Genomic DNA, 16595 nt, shown 5'->3' with positions numbered 1-16595 from the left:
CGGGTGCCCCGACAACCCGTTGGACCCGATGTCGGCCGGTATGCGGCGGCCGGCCCGTGCCATCGCGGGGAAGTCTCGAATCGGCCGGGTAACCGGTTGATTACGGACTGATTCGGATCCGATGGCAGCCAACCGCGCCGTCGCGTGGCAGCATCGTGGCATGGACGAGCATCCGCAGCCCGAAGGCGAGCCCGAGTGGCTCGACCACGACGACTTCGAGCGGCTCTTGGCCGAGGTCCTCCCGGACCCCAAGCCACAGTTGCCACCGCTCGCCGACAAGCGGGTCTACGAGCGCGCCGGCCGAGGCGACACCGGCAGTTGAGCGACCCGGTCGGCCCGAGGCCGCGCGGACGCCCGAGAACCGGGCGTCCGGCGTCGGCCCGGCCGGCCGGCGCGGTTCATCGGCGGAACCAGGTCGAGTCGCGTACCGCGCGGGAGAATTCGGCCTGATTCAGCGGCGGCGCCGGCAGCAGCGGGCCGTGGGCCGTGGGTCGGACCACCGACGATGCCGGCGGTGACGTGGATCTCGATGCTCCGGCCGTCCGCGCGGGTCACGCTCGCGCCGAAGCCCTCCGGTCGACCGGTGTCCGGCCTCGGGTTCCTGTTGGTCCGGCGGCGAGGTCCAGCTCTTGAACAGCGACCCGTCGGACAACGTGCCGTTCACACGAGACGTGTTCGGCGCGACCACACCCAGGCCCGCGCACCAGTCCCGCCCCGCCTCGGCCATCCCGGCCAGGAGTCGGTCCACGGCGTTCTCGACGGCCGGTCGCAGCGCGGGGATCCGGCGCGCGGTGAACACGGCCGCGATCGGCTTGCGCAACCTGGTGTGCACGGGCGGGTTGCTCTGCAGGATCGAGCGGCCGAGCAGCCCCCAGGACGGCGGTTCCTCGGTCCCGCCGAACACGGCCGCGGTCAGTTCGCGGTCGAGTACGCCGAAGTCCCGGTCGCGCAGCACCCGATCGGCCTCGGCGTAGCCGGTCACCACGACGAACGTGTCGCTCACCCACAGCACGGGGCCGAGTCGGTGGGCCTGTTCGTACAGCGGGTAGGGGTCCGCCCGGGTGTCCGGTGCGGTGAGTCGCGCCACGAGTGCGGATGCGTCCACGAGCCGGCCTCTCGTCCCCCGTCGCCGGCCGGCTCCGTGTCCGGGGCCGGCCGCCTGTCATCGGGTCAACCGTGGGGAGCGGGCCAGGAGTTCCTGTCCGCTCGGGCGAATCACGCCGCGTGCCGCGGGGCGTGGCTCAGGCGGTCGTTCGGTCGGCCTCCACACCCAGGACGAACTCCCGTATCGCCGCGCCGATCTCGTGTGGCGAGTCCTCTTGGACGTAGTGGCTTCCGGCGACCGTTACCTCGCTCTGCCGGGGCCAGCTTCGGGCGAACTCCAGTGCGCGGCCGACCAGGATGGCCCCGGGTTCGGCGGTGATCAGCAGCTTCGGGACCGGGCTGTGCGCAAGCCACCTCCCGTACTCCTCCACCGTGTTCGCGACATCGGCGGGGGTGCCGTCGATGGGAAGTTCGCGGGGGAAGACCAGGGTGGGCACGCGGGACTCGCGGGTGCGGAACGGCGCGCGGTAGGCATCCATCTCGGTTTCGTCGAGCGTGCGCAGGATGCTCTTGGGCAAGACCGTCTCGATGAAGAAGTTCTCCTCCAAGACGAGCTGTTCGCCCTGGTCCGAGCGCATCGCCCGGAACAGGGTGTCTCGCCCCGGCGGGAAGTCCGACCACAGCCGGGGCTGCACGATCGCCTCCATGTACGCGATGGCGCGCACCCGGTCGGCGTGCCGGCGGGCCCAGTCGAAGCCGAGCGCGGAGCCCCAGTCGTGCAGTACGAGAGTGACCGGACCGGCGGGCAGTACGGCGTCGAACCAGGCGTCGAGCCGGCGGCCGTGGTCGGCGTATCGATAGGCGCCGTCGGGTGCGGCGTCCGAGGCGCCCATGCCGATCAGGTCGGGTGCCAGGCAGCGTCGTCGGTCGGCGAGGTGGGGGATCACATTGCGCCAGAGGTAGGACGACGTCGGGTTGCCGTGCAGGAAGACCACGGGGCCGGGGCCGGTGTTCGGATCGTCGGCATTGCCGTCGTCGGGGCGCGGGCCGGTGTCGACGTAGGACATGTAGGCGTCGAGCACCCGGATGCGGCGGCGCGGGTGCGGGTCGTGTGCGGCGATCGCGGGGAGGGTGGTCGGATCGACATGGGACATGACTGACTCCGATTCCGCTCGGTGGGACCGAGCGCGCCATGGGTGTGTGTGGTGGTGATGTGGGCCGGGTCGGGGCCGGGCCGTCGGGCGCTGCGTGCCGGTCAGCCGGCGGCTGGGGCGAGCACGGTGGCGAATGTGACGGTCTTGAACCGCTCCAACGGCCCGGGGTCGCGCTCGACCTTCATCCGCAACATCGCGCCGTGCCAGGACGCGAGCAGGTAGTCGGCCAGGTCGAGCGGCGGCAGCCCGGTACGGATCTCTCCGGCCGCCTCGGCCTCGGCGAGGCACCGCGCGAACGGCTCGCGCCATTCGGCGAAGATCTCCACCAGGCGCTCGCGGATCACCTCGCTGTGCTCGGCCGAATCCACGCCGGTGTTCCCGATCAGGCAGCCGTCCCGCCACTCGCGGCCGGCCAACCTCTCGGTGACGACGTCGAAGTACGCACGCAGCCGCTCGACCGGCGGCCGACTCGCGTCCTCCAGCGTCGCCGCCACGATCGTCCGCACATCCGCGAAGTAGCGATCCAGCACGGCCAGCCCGAACGCCTCCTTCGAGGCGAAGTGGTTCGAGAACGACCCCAGCGGCACGCCCGCGCCTCCGGTGATGTCCCGCACACTCGCCCCGACCAGCCCCAACCGACGCACGGTCTCGGTCCCCGCGTCCAGAATCTGTTCCTTCTTCGATGCCCTCGCCATAACTCCAATATGGACGACCATATTGCTTCTGTCAACGCCCCTCCTCCCGACAACGCCCCCGCCGTGGCGCCGCGCCGCGCGGGCGGGGCCGCGGTGCGATCAACTCGCCGTTCGTACGCGGGAGACCTGGGCTGTGGCGGCTGGGGCTACGTGTTCGGTGAAGAGTTTGGCGACCAGTTCGCCGCGGCTGGTGACGCCGACCTTGGACAGGACGGACTTGATGTGGTCGCGCACCGTGTGTTTGGAGATGTGCAGTCGGCGGGCGATCTCGTCGGTGCCCAGGCCGCCCGCGATCAGACGGGTGATCTCGGCCTCGCGCCCGGTCAGTTCGTACGCCTCGACGATGATCGCGGCCACCTCGGACGCCGGGGCCGCCTCGATCATCACCACCGTGAAGGGGTCGTCGCCGCTCAGCCGGGACGCGTGGCACACCAGCCAGCGTCCGGCCCGGGTACGCACCCGCACCCGACCGGTCCCGGCCGCCGCCAGGGTGGCGATCCACATCGGCATCGTGGTTTCCGCGTCCTCGCCGGCCACACTCGCGATTCGCTCGCGGGCCTGCGCGTTGGCCGAGATCAGGCGTCCGGCGCGGTCGAAGAGCAGTACGCCGGTCGCGTCGTCCGTGCCGGCCACCTCCTCGACGGTGACCTCGCCCGGCCGCAGGAAGCCGCGCAGCCGCCTGGCGAGTGGCGCGGACAGACCCGCGACCAGTTCGGTGTCGGCGGAGGTGAAGGCCGGCCGATCCCGGTCCCGGAACAGGCTCACGCTGCCCCACGGCCGACCCGCCGTCCGCAGCACCGCGCGCAGTTCGTCACCGAACCGGCGCGGGCGCAGGTACGCGTCGTAGAGCGGACCGAGCTCGGGCCGATCGCCCGTGCTCTCGCGCAGCGCCGCCGCCGGAACCCGGGCGTCCACGAGGGTACGGAAAGCGTTGATCGTGCCCGGGTCGGCCTCGCTGGTCCAAAACGCCGCGCAGCCACCCGCGTCGATGTTCTCCACCCGGATCGGCGCGGCGATCAACCCGGTGAGCGGATCGGTCGCACGCCACACGGCGGCGTCGAACGGGACCAGGCGCCGCAGCCGCACCGACGCGGTCGCGAACAGCGCGAGCGCGTCGGGCTCCTCGGCGGCGCGGGCGAGCAGTTCGTCCCGCTTCCAGCCGTCGGTGTCGGGTCGGCGGGTCATCGGCGCTTCCGTTCACTGGTCGGGTATCTCGGGCGCAGGCGAAGGCCGGCGCGGCAATCGGGTCGGCGGGTCGGTGGGCCCGAGTCGGTGCACTGTGAGTCGGCGGTCGGCCGTCGGTGTGCCGGCGGGTCAGCGGGTCAGCGGGTCAGCGGGTCAGCCCAGCAAAGGCGTCAACCCGGGGAATCGGCAGAAGCTTCCCCGTCGTCCGCCGGCTCTTCGCGCGCCGGACAACGTGCGCTCGAACACGTCGCGCATCCGGCGAGCAATTCCACGCGGCCACGGACACAGCCGGCGAAGCCCGGCCGGGTGGCGGCTCGGCGTGCCGGCACGTCGGCGGGCTCACCCCCCAGCCACGGCATCGACCCGGAGCATCAACAGAAGTCTCCCCGTCGTCCGCGGGCTCCCCGGGCCCCGTGCACACCACGCGCCCGCGCCGGGCGGGCAGCGCCCACCCCCGTACGGCCGCAGCGCGCCGGACAACGTGCGCTCCAGCACGTCGCGCGCCCGGGCGAGCAATTCCGCACGGTCGCGGAAGTAGTCGGCGATGCCCGGCCAGGTGGCGGGACGGTGTTCCGGCAGGGGCAGCAGGGGGCAGCAGGGTCACCCCCCGGCGAAGGCGTCAGCCCCGGGAATGAGCAGAAGCTTCCCCGTCGTCCGCCGGCTCTCCAAGGCTTCGTGTGCCCGACGTGCCTGCGCCAGCGGGTAGCGCCCGCCCACATGCGGCCGCAATGCGCCGGCCAGCGTGCGCTCGAACACGTCGCGCGCCCGGGCGAGCAATTCCGCACGGTCGCGGAGGTAGTCGGCGATGCCGGGCCGGGTCAGGTACAACGAGCCCGCGCCGAGCAGGCGGCCGGTGTCGAAGTCTCGTACCGGGCCGCTCGCACCGCCGAGCAGCACCATGGTGCCGCGGGTACGAAGGCTCGCCAGGCCGCCGTCGAAGGTCGCCGCGCCGACCCCGTCATACACCACGTCCGCGCCCCGCCCGTCGGTGGCCTCGCGCACCCGCTCGGCGAACCCGTCGTAACCGAACACGAGATCGGCCCCGGCCGCGCGGGCCCGGGCATGCTTGGCCGGGTCGGACACGGTCGCGATCACCCGCGCGCCGCGGGCGACCGCGTACTGGGTGAGCAGTCCGCCCAGGCCGCCCGCCGCCGCGTGCACCACGACAGTCTCGCCTTGGCGTATCCGGTGGGTGTCGTGGGTGAGGTAGTGCGCGGTCATCCCGTGCATCAACACCGAGGCGGCCGATTCGGCGCTCAGCCCCTCCGGGATCGGCACCGCACGATCCGCGGAGACCACGGCGCGCTGCGCGTAGCCGCCGTACGCGGTGGTCACCGAGCCGTCCATGGCCCAGGCCACCCGGTCGCCGACGGCGACGCCGGTCACGTCCGGGCCGAGTTCGGCGACCGTACCGGCGCCCTCGACGCCGGGGACGAACGGCGTGGGTACGGCGAACACACCGCGGCGCTGGCTGATGTCGATGAAGTTGACCCCGCTCGCGGCCACGTTCACCAGCACCTGCCCCGGGCCGGGACGCGGTTCGGGATGGGCGTGGACGGCGGTCAGTACCTCGGGACCACCGTATGCGGTGGCGATGACGGCTTGCATGACGCGTACTCCTCGGCCGGATCGATGCGGACGTCGTCGATCCTGCGCGTCCCGGCCGCACGCGCCCATCCCCCAGGTGAGGGATGGGCGGCGGCCGGGCGCGGGCCGAGAGTGGCCCGGGTCGGTGCCCGGGGCTCGATGGTCGAGGACACCCCGGCGGCATCGCGGACGAGGAGCACGGTCGTGACGACGAGGCAGGCGGCGCCGGACGGGAGTGCCGGGCAAGCGGGGCCGGTGCCGATCCGGACGGCAGCGGAGCCCGGTGCGATTCGCGGGGAGGGGATCCGGCTCGGACTGCTCGGCGGGCCCTCGGTGTTCGGGGTCACCTCGGCCGGGGTCGCGCTGCCGGACGTGGGTCGCGCGCTGGACGCCGGGCCGACGACCGTCGGCTGGGTGCTGACCGCGCACGCGCTCGCGCTCGGCATGGGGACGGCCGTGTTCGGTCGGCTGGCGGACGCGCGCGGCGTGCGGTTCTCGTTGTCGGCGGGCGGCGCGCTGCTCGCGCTGGGCATGGCGGTGTGCCTGGGGGCGCCGAACCTCGGTGTCCTGGTCGCCGGTCGGTTCCTGGCGGCGGCCGGTTCGGGCGCGATGGTCTCCGCGGCACTGGCGCTCGCGGTGGCCGCCGATCCGGCTCGGCGGGCCCGGATCCTGGGCGGCTTCGGCGGCACGATGGCGGTCTTCGGGGCCGGTGCCACCCTGGTCGGTGGCGTGGTGACCGAGTGGATCGGCTGGCGGGCCACGCTCGTACTGCCCGCGCTGTCCCTGCCGGTGATCGCCCTGTGCCTGCCGCTGATCCGCCGTGCCGGGACCGGTTCGCGCCGCGCGGTGGACGCGGTGGGTGCCGGACTGGTCGCGCTCACGGCCACCACGTCGCTGGTGCTGATCCAGTCCCCCACGCTGTCCCTGGGCACGCCCGCGGTCTCGGCCCTGGGCGCCGGCGCGGCGCTCGCCCTGGGCACGCTGACCTGGTGGACCCGGCGCCGTCCGCACGGTTTCGTGCCGCGCGCGCTGATCGGCGACCGCACGATCGTGCTCACGGCGGTGATGGGGATCGGCGTGTTCGGCGCGCTGTTCTCGGTGATGTACGCGGCGCCGCAACTCTTGGTCCGGGAGTACGGGTGGAGCGTGCTCCAGGTCGGCGCGGCGCTGCTGCCCGGCGGCCTGATCGGCTTCGTGCTCGCCCGTCGGGCGGTGGGATCGCGCGGGCGCGGGTTGTTCGCGGCGACCACGGTGGCGGCCTCGGCGGGCCTGCTCGCGGTGGGCCTGAGCTCGGGCGCGGCGGTGATCGTGGTGGCCGCGTCGCTGTGCATCGTGGCCTTCGCGGTGAGCCAGGTCGTCACGACCGGGCGGGTAGCCACTCTGGTCGATCCCGCCGTACGCGGCGGGGCGGTCGGACTGCTCAACCAGATGTACTTCGTCGGCGGCGGGATGGGCGCGGCAGCGGTCGGCGCGCTGTCCGAGACGATGGACCCGGCGCGGGCCCTGGCCCTCGTCGCGCTGCTACCACCACTCGCGGCGAGCGCGGCACTGTGGCCGACCGGGACGAACGGGCGCGCGGCCTCGGGAGGATGACACATGGCGCGGCAACAACCCACCTGAGGCGGGTATTTCGCCACAACGCAGATCGGCAGGGATTCGGCCGGCGCAGGCGCTCGGGCTGCCGAACGAATTCGGCCACGACCGGCGCTCGGACCGCCGACCGGCGTACCGCCGATCCCTTGCGTCAGCGGGTCGGTGCCACGTTTTGCGTGAAGGAGCCCGTCAGATTGCCCGGTGCCCGCCAGTTGACCACGATGTAGGTCTCGTACCATTTCGAGCCGCGACCGGCGGAGCGGGCCGCGCCGATCCTGGTGCTGCCCTTCCAGACCAACTGGGTGAAGTTGCCCGTGGCGCCGCTGAATCGGCCGGCCTCGAAGTCGTACGCGGCAACCTCGTCGTACCAGGCCCGCGCCGCCGCTCGGGCCGAGACCGGGCCCGGCGCGGTGGCGCCGCCCCAATAGAGCGTCTCGCCGGTGCCGGGGTCCAGCCCGCGATGGTCCTCCGAGAGCCCCTCGAAGGCCGAGATCCGCGCCGCGCGATTCTTCGCGTACGCGTTCAGCTCCGGGTCGAATCGCACGGCCGGCGCGCCGTGCCGACTCCGGTAGGTGTTGATCGCGGTCAACATCTCGTTCAGGTAGGCACCGTCGGTGGCGTCCGGCAGCGCGGGCCGGGCGTACGCGGGCGCGGCCCCGGCCACCACCAACAACGCTGCCGCGACCATGACTCCGAAGCGTTTGCGCACGCGTGTCCCTCTCGATCCCGGACCGCCGGTTGCGACCGCAGGCTCAGCATGGGCTCGGGCGCGGGGCGGCACGGGCGACTCGAAGTGGGTTCACCCGTCCGGAGCAGGGTGAACGGCCGGGGGAGCAGGACCGGAGGCGGGGCGGAAGCGGATCGGAAGCAAATCGGAAACGCGTCGCAGGCGGGTCGGAAGCGGGTCGGAAGCGGCTTCGGGCGCCGGCGAGGCGCGAGAGCACGGAGAGCACGCGCGGGCGACGTCAGGTCGTCGTGGCCGTGTCGCCCAGCGCCGGGACGTCGGCCGCGTTGGCCAGGGTCGACTCCCGGCTGATCCGGAGCGCTCCGCGCAGCGTCGCGTCCGGGCCCAACACCCCTGCCACGATGGCCGGTTGCAAGCGTGGCGCGAGCGCGCGGCGGCCGGCCAGCGTGGCGTCGACCCCGGGGGTCAGCCATGCCTTCCACGTCGCCAGGTAGCCGCCCAGGATCACCTCGCCCGGGTCCACGAGTCCCGAGATCGCCAGCACCGCCGCGCCCACCGCGCGGCCCGCGACGGCGAGCGCGTCGACCGCCCGCGGGTCCCCGGCGGCCAGTCGGCGGTCGAGTTCGGCCAGGGCCGCGTCGATCCCGTCCCGGGCGGCGAGGTCGGCGAGCCCGGCGGCGGCGGTCAGCGGCTCGGGCCCGACGTACATCGCCAGGCACCCGCGCGCGCCGCACGGGCAGTCGGGGCCATCGAACGCGAGCGGGATGTGGCCGACTTCGCCGGCCATGCCGTGCGTACCGATGTGAATGCGGCCGTCCACCACCAGGCCGCCGCCCACGCCGGTGTCGGCCTTGATGTACGCGACGGAGTAAGGGAGTTCGCCGCCCGGTTCGGCCCGGAAGTGGTATTCGGCCAGGGCCGCGACGTTCGCGTCGTTGACAACGTCGAGCGGGCAGGCGAGGTCGGGCAGGTGCGCCAGCACCAGCGCGCGCAGGTCGGTCCGGGACCAGCCGAAGTCGATCGCGGCGGCAACGGTGTGGCCGGGCCCGGTCACCGGCCCCGCCATCGCGATCACCACCCGGGCGAGATGTACGTCGGGTCGGGCGCGCACCACCGCTTCGGCCCGGCCGATCTCGCGCGCGAGCACGGCGGCCGGCGGTTCGGGATCGCCGAACGGCGCGTGATGCGGCACGGACGCGCGGTGCACCACGGTGCCGGCCAGGTCCGCGGCCATCACCTCGACCCGCTCCAGGGTCACCTGCACCGCGATCGCCACCACCCGTTCCGGCACCAGGCGCAACAACCGGCGCGGCCGACCCCGCCCCCCGGAGGACGCGGAGCCCACCTCGGCCACCAGACCACGCCCGATCAGGTCGGCGGCCAAGCCGGTGACCGAGGCGGGCACGAGTCCGGTGGCCGTCGCGACCTCGGTACGCGCACAGGGGCCGTGCGCGGCGATCTCACGCGACACGAGGGCGAGATTGTGCCGGCGAACCGCGGCGGTGTCGGTGGGGGCGGGGGCGGGGGTGTTCACCCGAACGATTCTGCCCCAGTCGAATCCGGACGCTTCCGGTCGACATCGGGGCCGATGGTGCCGAGGTCGGGCGACGCCCCGCGGTCCCACCGACCCGTGGGTCGGCAACTCGGCGCCACCGTGGCCCAACGGCTCCGCGGCTCCGCGGCTCTTTGCTCGCGTGGCCGGTCATATTTTTTTCAAGACTTGTAATATTTATGAGTCGCGGTCGATACTCGGCCATGGACCGCTCGGGATTCGCCCCCGTGTGGGCCGCTCGACCCCTCCGCGCAAAGGATGAACCCGTGTCCAACCAGCCGCTCGTCACCACCACCCTCGGCCCCGTCCGGGGTTCGTGGCAGGGCCGGTCCGCCCGCTTCCTGGGCATTCCGTACGCCAAGCCTCCCGTCGGCGACCTGCGCTTCGCCGCGCCCGACGCCCCCGAGGCGTGGACCGAGCCGCTGGACGCCACCGCGTACGGCCCCACCGCCCAGCGCCGCAGCTTCGGCGACGGGCCGACGATCATCCCGGAACCGTCGATCCCCGGTGACGGCGTGCTCAGCGTCAACGTGTTCACCCCGAACCCGAGCGCAAACCCGAGCGCGAACCCGAGCCCGGACACGGACGCCGGGCTGCCGGTCCTGGTCTGGATCCACGGCGGCGGCTTCGTGGCCGGTTCCGCCGCCAGCCCCTGGTACGAGGGCGGTGCGTTCAACCGGGACGGCGTCGTCCTGGTCTCGCTCGGCTACCGGCTGGGCATCGAGGGCTTCCTGCACCTGGAGGGCGCCCCCGACAACCGAGGCGTGCTGGACTGGATCGCCGCGCTGCGCTGGGTCCGGGACAACATCGCGGCCTTCGGCGGCGACCCGGCCAAGGTCACCATCGCCGGTCAGTCGGCGGGTGGCGGCGCGGTACAGACGCTGATGGTCACGCCGTCCGCGCACGACCTCTTCCGGGCCGCGATCTCGGTCTCCGGCGCCGTGATGGAGCCGCAGAGCCGCGCGGCCGGCCTCGCCGTGTCCGAACTCTTCACCGCCCGCACCGGTCTGCCCGCGACCGCCGCCGCGCTGCGCGACGTCTCGCACGACGAGATGCAACGGCTGCAGGACCTGGTCACCGCGCCCGAGGAGGGTTCCGCCGCACTGCCCGGACTGCTCCTGGCGCCGTTCACCGACGGCGAGTTGGTCCCCGAGGACGTACACGCGGCCTTCCGCGACGGCTCGGCTACACCCGCGCCGCTGATGCTCGGCGCGACCCACCACGAGTTCAACGCCGCCGCCGAGTTCGGCATGCCGAACGCTCCGATCGAGGCCGCCGTGGGCATCCTCGGCTCGGTCGGCCTGCCGCCCGAGGGCATCGAGGCGTATCTCGCCCTGCACGAGGGCGCGACCCCCGCCCAGGTGATCGGCCAGGCGCTGACCGACACGCTGTTTCGGGGCGCCGCCGTCTCGATCGCCGAGGCCCGCGCGGGTCAGGACCGGCCGACCTGGCTGTACACGTTCGAATGGCTGTCCAGCGCGCCGATGTTCGGCGGCAAGGCGTTCCACTGCCTCGACCTGCCGTTCGCCTTCGACCTGCTCGCCGCCGACGGCGCGGAGAACGCGACCGGCCCCGACGCCCCGCAGAAGCTGGCCGACGCGATGCACGGCGCCTGGGTGGCCTTCATTCGCGACCTCGACCCGGGTGCCCAGTGGCCGCGCTACACCCACGAGCACCGCCACACAATGGTGTGGGACACCACCCCGCGCGTCGTCCGCGACCCCCTGGGCGCCGAACGCGAGATCTGGAACACCCGCCGGGCACCCGCCGCCTGAGTCCAGCGACCCCGCAGCCGAGCACGAACGACCCGCCGACCCGCCGACCCGCCGACCCGCCGACCGTCCGGCTTCCGGCTGTCCCGATGTGCTCGACACAGCCTTCACGGACCCCGCCGGGAAAGTGTGACGGCCCTTCGGCACACGCATCGTGAAAAGCGGTTCGAGGACGGACCGGAGCGGTCCCGACGGGTCGGCGAAGGCCCGAGCGGTGGGTGATTCGGGCACGGTGGCGGCCGCGCAACACTTGAAGGCGCGCCCTCGGATCGGCGCCGCCGGGTCGGGGTGCGCCATACGAACGACCGAGCAACCGAGGCGCATCGTGGCCATCCTGATCATTCTGGGCGTCGTTCTGGCGGTTCTCCTCCTGCTGTGGTTCGGCTTCGCCGTGAAGATCGTCAAGCAGTACGAGCTGGGCGTGCTGTTCCGGCTCGGCCGGGTCAGGGGAGTCCGGGCGCCCGGATTCCACCTGATCATTCCGTTCGTCGACATCCTGCACCGGGTGTCGCTGCGGATCATCACCAAGCCGATCCAGTCGCAGGGCATCATCACCCGCGACAACGTCAGCGTCGACGTGTCGGCCGTCGCCTATTTCCGGGTCGTGGACGCGGTGAAATCCGTGGTCGCGATCGAGAACGTGCACGCGGCCATCGACCAGATCGCGCAGACCACCCTGCGCAAGGTGGTCGGCCGGCACACGCTCGACGACACGTTGTCCGAGACCGACACGATCAACCTCGACATCCGGCGGATCCTCGACGTGACCACGGCCGAGTGGGGCGTCCAGGTCACCCTCGTCGAACTCAAGGACATCCAACTGCCGGAGACGATGAAGCGCGCGATGGCCAAACAGGCCGAGGCGGAGCGGGAGAAGCGCGCGAAGATCATCAACGCCGAGGGCGAGTCGCTCGCGGCGGCAGCGCTGGGCGACGCGTCGGACACCATGACGGCCCACCCGCTCGCCCTGCAACTGCGCAACCTGCAGAGCCTGGTCGAGCTCGGCGTGGACAAGAACACCACCGTCGTCTTCCCCGCGCCGTTGATGAGCACGATCGCCGAACTCGGCTCCTTCATCGCCCGGGAAACGGCCGCCGCGGCACCCTCGGCCCGGCCCGATCCGCCGCCGACCCGTGCGGTTCGGCCGACCGGGCCGGATCGGGACGTACCGGCCGGCGACGACCGGCTCGCCACCCGCGCGTAACCGCCCGCCACCCGCGCGCGAGCGTCCACCCGGCCACCCCGGCGGACACGCGTCGCACGTCGGGTCGAAGGTCACATCGCCCGGCGCGGGCGGGGTCGGGCCGCGATCCGTCTCCCGAACAGGCCCTCGGTCTCGGTCAGTGCCGGCAGCCGGGCCACCACCGGAGTGACGCCACGGGGGCTCCGTCCCCGTTCACCTCTCCTGCCGGCGCCCTGTCAACGCCCGCACCCGGCAAACCGACCCGACGACGACACGCTCCCCCGACCCGGAATCGAGGCGTGGGGGGGAATCGACCATCGGTTGACCACCCGCTTCATTTGGTTGTACAACAGTAATGATTGTATTGCTATAACGATTGGGGTTGGTCCATGTCCTCCGCCGAGAGCACGGCCGGATCCGGAGGCGGCGGCGACGGGTCGGTCGGTCGGCGCAGGAAGCTCGTAGTCCTGGTGACCTGTTGTCTGAGCCTGTTCATCGTCGGCCTCGACAACACCATCCTGAACATCGCCCTGCCCGCGATCCGCAGCGACCTGGACGCCTCGGTGTCCCAACTGCAATGGACCATCGACGCCTACACGCTCGTGCTCGCCGCACTGCTCATGCTCGCCGGCTCGACCGCCGATCGCATCGGCCGGCGCCGGGTCTTCCAGACCGGACTCGTGCTCTTCGCCGTGGGCTCGCTGCTGTGCGGCCTGGCCCCCGGTCTCGAGTGGCTGATCGTGTTCCGGGTGGTGCAGGCCGTCGGCGGGTCGATGCTCACCCCCGTCGCGATGTCGATCGTCACCAACACCTTCACCGAGCCCCGCGAACGCGCCCGCGCGATCGGCGTGTGGGGCGCGGTGGTCGGGGTGGCGATGGCACTGGGTCCGATCGTGGGCGGCGCCCTGGTCGACGCGGCCGGCTGGCGCTCGGTGTTCTGGATCAACCTGCCCGTCGCGCTCGCCGCGATCGTCCTCACCGCGCTGTTCGTCCCCGAGTCCAAGGCGGCGCACCCCAGGCGCGCAGACCCGGTCAGCCAGGTACTGGTGTTCGCGTTCCTGCTGTCCCTGACCTACGCGATCATCGAAGGCCCCGAGGCGGGCTGGTCCTCGCCCCCGATCATCGCGCTGTTCACCCTCGCCGCCGGCTGCGTGGCGGGCCTGCTCCGCTGGGCACCCCGGCGCACGGAACCCCTGATCGACCTGCGCTTCTTCCGCAGCGTGCCGTTCGCCGGCGCGACCGTGATCGCGGTGTGCGCGTTCGCGGCGATGTCCGGATTCCTCTTCCTGAACACGCTCTACCTCCAGGACGCACGCGGCTTCTCGCCGACCGAGGCCGGTCTGCACACGCTGCCGATGGCGTTGGCGACCGTCGTGTTCTCGCCGATCTCCGGGCGCCTGCTCACCCTGGTGGGCCCGCGCCTACCGCTGATCGCCGCCGGCCTCGCGATGGCGGCCGGTGCCGGACTGCTGGTCGGACTCGGCGAGGACACCTCCACCGCTCGATTGATCACCGCCTACGCCCTGTTCGGCAGTGGATTCGGACTGGTGAACGCGCCGATCACGAACACCGCGGTGTCCGGGATGCCGCGCGCCCAGGCCGGCGTCGCCGCCGCGATCGCGTCCACCAGTCGCCAGGTCGGCCAGGCCTTCGGAGTCGCGGTGGTCGGCGCCACGATGGCGTCCGTCCTGGCCGCCCCCGGCGCCGCCGGCCTGGCCGCCGCCACGCACACCGGGTGGTGGATCGTGCTGGGCTGCGGCGTCGCCGTCGCGGGCCTCGGTATGCTCACCACGGGCCGCTGGGCCCGGCGCACGGCCGAGCGCACGGGCGCGAAACTGATGCCCGCGGCCGCGCCCGCCCAGGCACGCGATACGACGGACGTGAGGCAATGAACGCTTCCCCCGCGCGCGACACCGCGAGCGACACCCCCGCCGACGCCGCGGCACGGGTCTGGATCGGGATGCGCGCCCTGGTCGTGGAACGCCACGACCGCCGTCGCGAGGTCACCGAGGCCACCGGGCTGAGCTTCGTCCGTGTCAAGGCGCTGCGCCGGGTGGCCGCCGGTCCGATGTCCATGCGCGAACTGGCCGCACGGCTGTCCACCGACAAGCCCTACACGACGCTGGTCGTCGACGATCTCGAACGCCGCGGCCTGATCGAACGCACCGTGCACCCCGACGACCGCCGCCAGCGCATGCTCACCGCCACCCCGGAGGGTCTGCGCCTGGCCCGCATCGCGCGCGGCATCCTGGACGAGCCCCCCGAGTCCCTGCGCGACCTCGCGCCGGCCGATCTGGCCACCCTGGACCGGGTGATCGGCGCTCTCGTCGAGTCGGACCACCCCGCGCCATCGCACTCCCCGCACGGCGACGGGGCCGACGGGGCCACGGGCTCGACCGCGAACGAGTAGACCCGCTCCGCCACCCGGCACCGGTCGTCCGGTTGGGACCTTCCCTCGAACCCGGGCGAACCGACCCCCGCGCGGAACCGGTCGGCACCGCGGCCACGTCACCCCGGGCAGTCCGCCGGCCCACCGGGGAATCCGGGGTCGGCCGATCACCGGGTCCGGGACGCCAAGACGCCGGTCCCGCCGGTGGCGGGCCCGAGCGAGGAGGACGCGCGAACCAGGATCCAGGCCGCCGGCCTGCTCCCGACCTTCACCAGAACCAAGACCCCGGACTCGCGGAACCACGGCAAGGCACTGCGTACCGACCCCGCCGGCACGTCGGTCACGGTCCTCACCGCGGTGACCGTCCACCTCGGCATCCCGGACATCCGCTGACGGCAGGCGCCGACGAAGGCCGCCCGCGAAAGGTCCGGCAACCACGGACCCCGAAGCGCGACGACCGGCAACTCACGGGCGGGCGGGCACGTCGAGGACCACCGGATCGGCGGAGTCCGCACACGCCGGCGAAGGGCGTGCCCACAGGATCACCGCACCGACCGCCCCCGCCCGGGGTACACACCATCGACGCGACCACACCCGGCGGCGCGCCGAAGCGGGACAGGGAGGCGAGAGGACGATGGCACCCGGCAACACCGACATCGCCGCCATCGAACGTCTGGTGGGCACCGGCGTCCGGGAGCGGGTCTACCCCGGCGCGGTGTGGGCCCTCGGCGACACCGAGGGAACCCGGGCGGCCGGCGCCACCGGCACCCTCGACCCGCTCGGGCCCACCGCCGCCGGCGACCGGCGGCAGCCGGCCCCGGACACGATCTTCGACGTGGCCAGCCTGACCAAGATCATCGCCGCCTGGGCCTGTGTCGGCGCCCTGTGGGAGGACGGCGTCCTGCCCCTGGACGCTCCGCTCGCCACCTACTGGTCGGAGGTGGACGACCGGCCGCTCGGCACCGTCACCGCGCGCGAACTCCTCACCCACACCGCGGGCGTCCCGCCGCACGCCGACCTGGCGAGCCACTACGGCACCGAACCCGGGCGCATCCGCGCCGGCGTACTGGGCGAGGTCCTGCACCGGCCGGCCGGTGAGGCCGTCGAGTACACCGATCGGGCCGCGCTCATCCTCGGCTACCTCGTCGAACACCTCGCCGGCCGACCGCTCGACCGAGTCGCCACGTCCCGGATCTGGCGACCGCTCGAGATGCGCGACACCCGGTTCGGCCCGCTCCCGACCGCACTCGCCGCCCGCTGCGCGCCCACCGAGCCCGATCCGGCCACCGGGGTCCGGCTCCGGGGCACGGTGCACGACCCGTCCGCGCGCCTGCTCGGCGGCGTCTGCGGCATCGCGGGTGCCTTCACCGTCCGGGACGACCTGGCCCGCTTCCTCCGTCGACTGCTCGGCGCGCCCTCGGCCGCCGGCGGAGCCGAACCCGGATTCGGCCCCGCCTGGGTCGCCGAATCGCTCGCCGTCCACACCGGAGACCTCGAACCCGCCCGGGGCCTGTTCTGGCACCCCGCCCCCGGTACACACCCGACCGAAGGCATCTACACCCACTACGGCTTCACCGGTACCGCCATGTGGGTCTCCGCGAAACGACACCGCTGGGCGGTCCTGCTCACCAACAAGGTCTACTACTCCCGCGAACGCGAACCACTGAACACGATCCGCGACACGTTCCGCGGCATGGCCTTCGACGCGTAGCCGCCGCGCACCCGGCCGCCCCGTCCGCGGCGCCGCGGCGGTCGT

15 protein-coding genes are annotated in these 16595 nt (G+C 73.0%); 8 read left to right on the top strand and 7 right to left on the bottom strand.

The window, feature by feature from the left end; translation table 11 throughout:
• Nucleotides 1–160 precede the first annotated feature (160 nt).
• Entirely contained in the window at nt 161–322 is a 162-nt protein-coding gene (locus ACZ4FV_RS15490) for a hypothetical protein (protein ID WP_395859270.1), read from the top strand.
• Nucleotides 323–451: 129 nt separating this feature from the next.
• On the opposite strand, the gene ACZ4FV_RS15485 is transcribed toward ACZ4FV_RS15490, so the two are convergent.
• From ACZ4FV_RS15485 to ACZ4FV_RS15465, 5 genes are all read right to left on the bottom strand, one after another.
• Entirely contained in the window at nt 452–1105 is a 654-nt protein-coding gene (locus tag ACZ4FV_RS15485) for a hypothetical protein (RefSeq protein ID WP_465322762.1), read from the bottom strand.
• 136 nt (nt 1106–1241) lie between these two features.
• Nucleotides 1242–2198, bottom strand: coding sequence for a haloalkane dehalogenase (locus ACZ4FV_RS15480; protein WP_395859268.1), 957 nt, complete (start codon nt 2196–2198; stop codon nt 1242–1244).
• Between the two features lie 101 nt (nt 2199–2299).
• Nucleotides 2300–2893, bottom strand: coding sequence for a TetR family transcriptional regulator C-terminal domain-containing protein (locus ACZ4FV_RS15475; protein WP_395859267.1), 594 nt, complete (start codon nt 2891–2893; stop codon nt 2300–2302).
• Between the two features lie 99 nt (nt 2894–2992).
• Nucleotides 2993–4078, bottom strand: coding sequence for a LuxR C-terminal-related transcriptional regulator (locus ACZ4FV_RS15470; protein WP_465322761.1), 1086 nt, complete (start codon nt 4076–4078; stop codon nt 2993–2995).
• 600 nt (nt 4079–4678) lie between these two features.
• Entirely contained in the window at nt 4679–5686 is a 1008-nt protein-coding gene (locus tag ACZ4FV_RS15465; protein ID WP_395859265.1) for a quinone oxidoreductase family protein, read from the bottom strand.
• A gap of 183 nt (nt 5687–5869) precedes the next feature.
• Here ACZ4FV_RS15465 and ACZ4FV_RS15460 point away from each other — a divergent pair, with 183 nt between their 5' ends.
• Nucleotides 5870–7258, top strand: a complete 1389-nt coding sequence (locus ACZ4FV_RS15460; protein ID WP_395859264.1) for an MFS transporter — start codon at nt 5870–5872, stop codon at nt 7256–7258.
• 151 nt (nt 7259–7409) lie between these two features.
• Here ACZ4FV_RS15460 and ACZ4FV_RS15455 read toward each other — a convergent pair whose 3' ends face one another.
• Both ACZ4FV_RS15455 and ACZ4FV_RS15450 read right to left on the bottom strand, forming a co-directional pair.
• Nucleotides 7410–7967, bottom strand: a complete 558-nt coding sequence (locus ACZ4FV_RS15455; protein ID WP_395859263.1) for a CAP family protein — start codon at nt 7965–7967, stop codon at nt 7410–7412.
• Between the two features lie 256 nt (nt 7968–8223).
• Complete coding sequence (locus tag ACZ4FV_RS15450) at nt 8224–9477, bottom strand: ROK family protein (protein WP_465322760.1); 1254 nt, start codon at nt 9475–9477, stop codon at nt 8224–8226.
• A gap of 284 nt (nt 9478–9761) precedes the next feature.
• On the opposite strand from ACZ4FV_RS15450, the gene ACZ4FV_RS15445 reads away from it, so the two are divergent.
• The 6 genes from ACZ4FV_RS15445 (at nt 9762) to ACZ4FV_RS15420 (ending at nt 16550) form a co-directional block, all read left to right on the top strand.
• Complete coding sequence (locus ACZ4FV_RS15445) at nt 9762–11270, top strand: carboxylesterase/lipase family protein (protein ID WP_402232549.1); 1509 nt, start codon at nt 9762–9764, stop codon at nt 11268–11270.
• Nucleotides 11271–11592: 322 nt separating this feature from the next.
• A complete protein-coding gene (locus tag ACZ4FV_RS15440) occupies nt 11593–12471 on the top strand; it encodes a slipin family protein (protein WP_465322759.1) in 879 nt (292 codons plus the stop codon).
• 368 nt (nt 12472–12839) lie between these two features.
• Nucleotides 12840–14342 (top strand): DHA2 family efflux MFS transporter permease subunit, encoded by a 1503-nt coding sequence (locus ACZ4FV_RS15435; protein ID WP_465322758.1) that lies wholly within the window; start codon nt 12840–12842, stop codon nt 14340–14342.
• The gene (locus ACZ4FV_RS15430; RefSeq protein ID WP_395859258.1) at nt 14339–14860 is read left to right on the top strand and encodes a MarR family winged helix-turn-helix transcriptional regulator; all 522 of its coding nucleotides are present in this window, start codon (nt 14339–14341) and stop codon (nt 14858–14860) included. The genes ACZ4FV_RS15435 and ACZ4FV_RS15430 overlap by 4 nt, the downstream gene beginning before the upstream one ends.
• A gap of 183 nt (nt 14861–15043) precedes the next feature.
• Nucleotides 15044–15232, top strand: a complete 189-nt coding sequence (locus ACZ4FV_RS15425; protein WP_395859257.1) for a PASTA domain-containing protein — start codon at nt 15044–15046, stop codon at nt 15230–15232.
• A 241-nt stretch (nt 15233–15473) separates the two neighbouring features.
• The gene (locus ACZ4FV_RS15420; RefSeq protein WP_465322757.1) at nt 15474–16550 is read left to right on the top strand and encodes a serine hydrolase domain-containing protein; all 1077 of its coding nucleotides are present in this window, start codon (nt 15474–15476) and stop codon (nt 16548–16550) included.
• Nucleotides 16551–16595: the final 45 nt, after the last annotated feature.

The sequence above is a fragment of the Embleya sp. NPDC025285 genome, assembly GCF_055558835.1.
The sequence above is the reverse complement of the archived record's forward strand: the minus strand, read 5'-3'. Positions and strand labels throughout refer to the sequence as shown.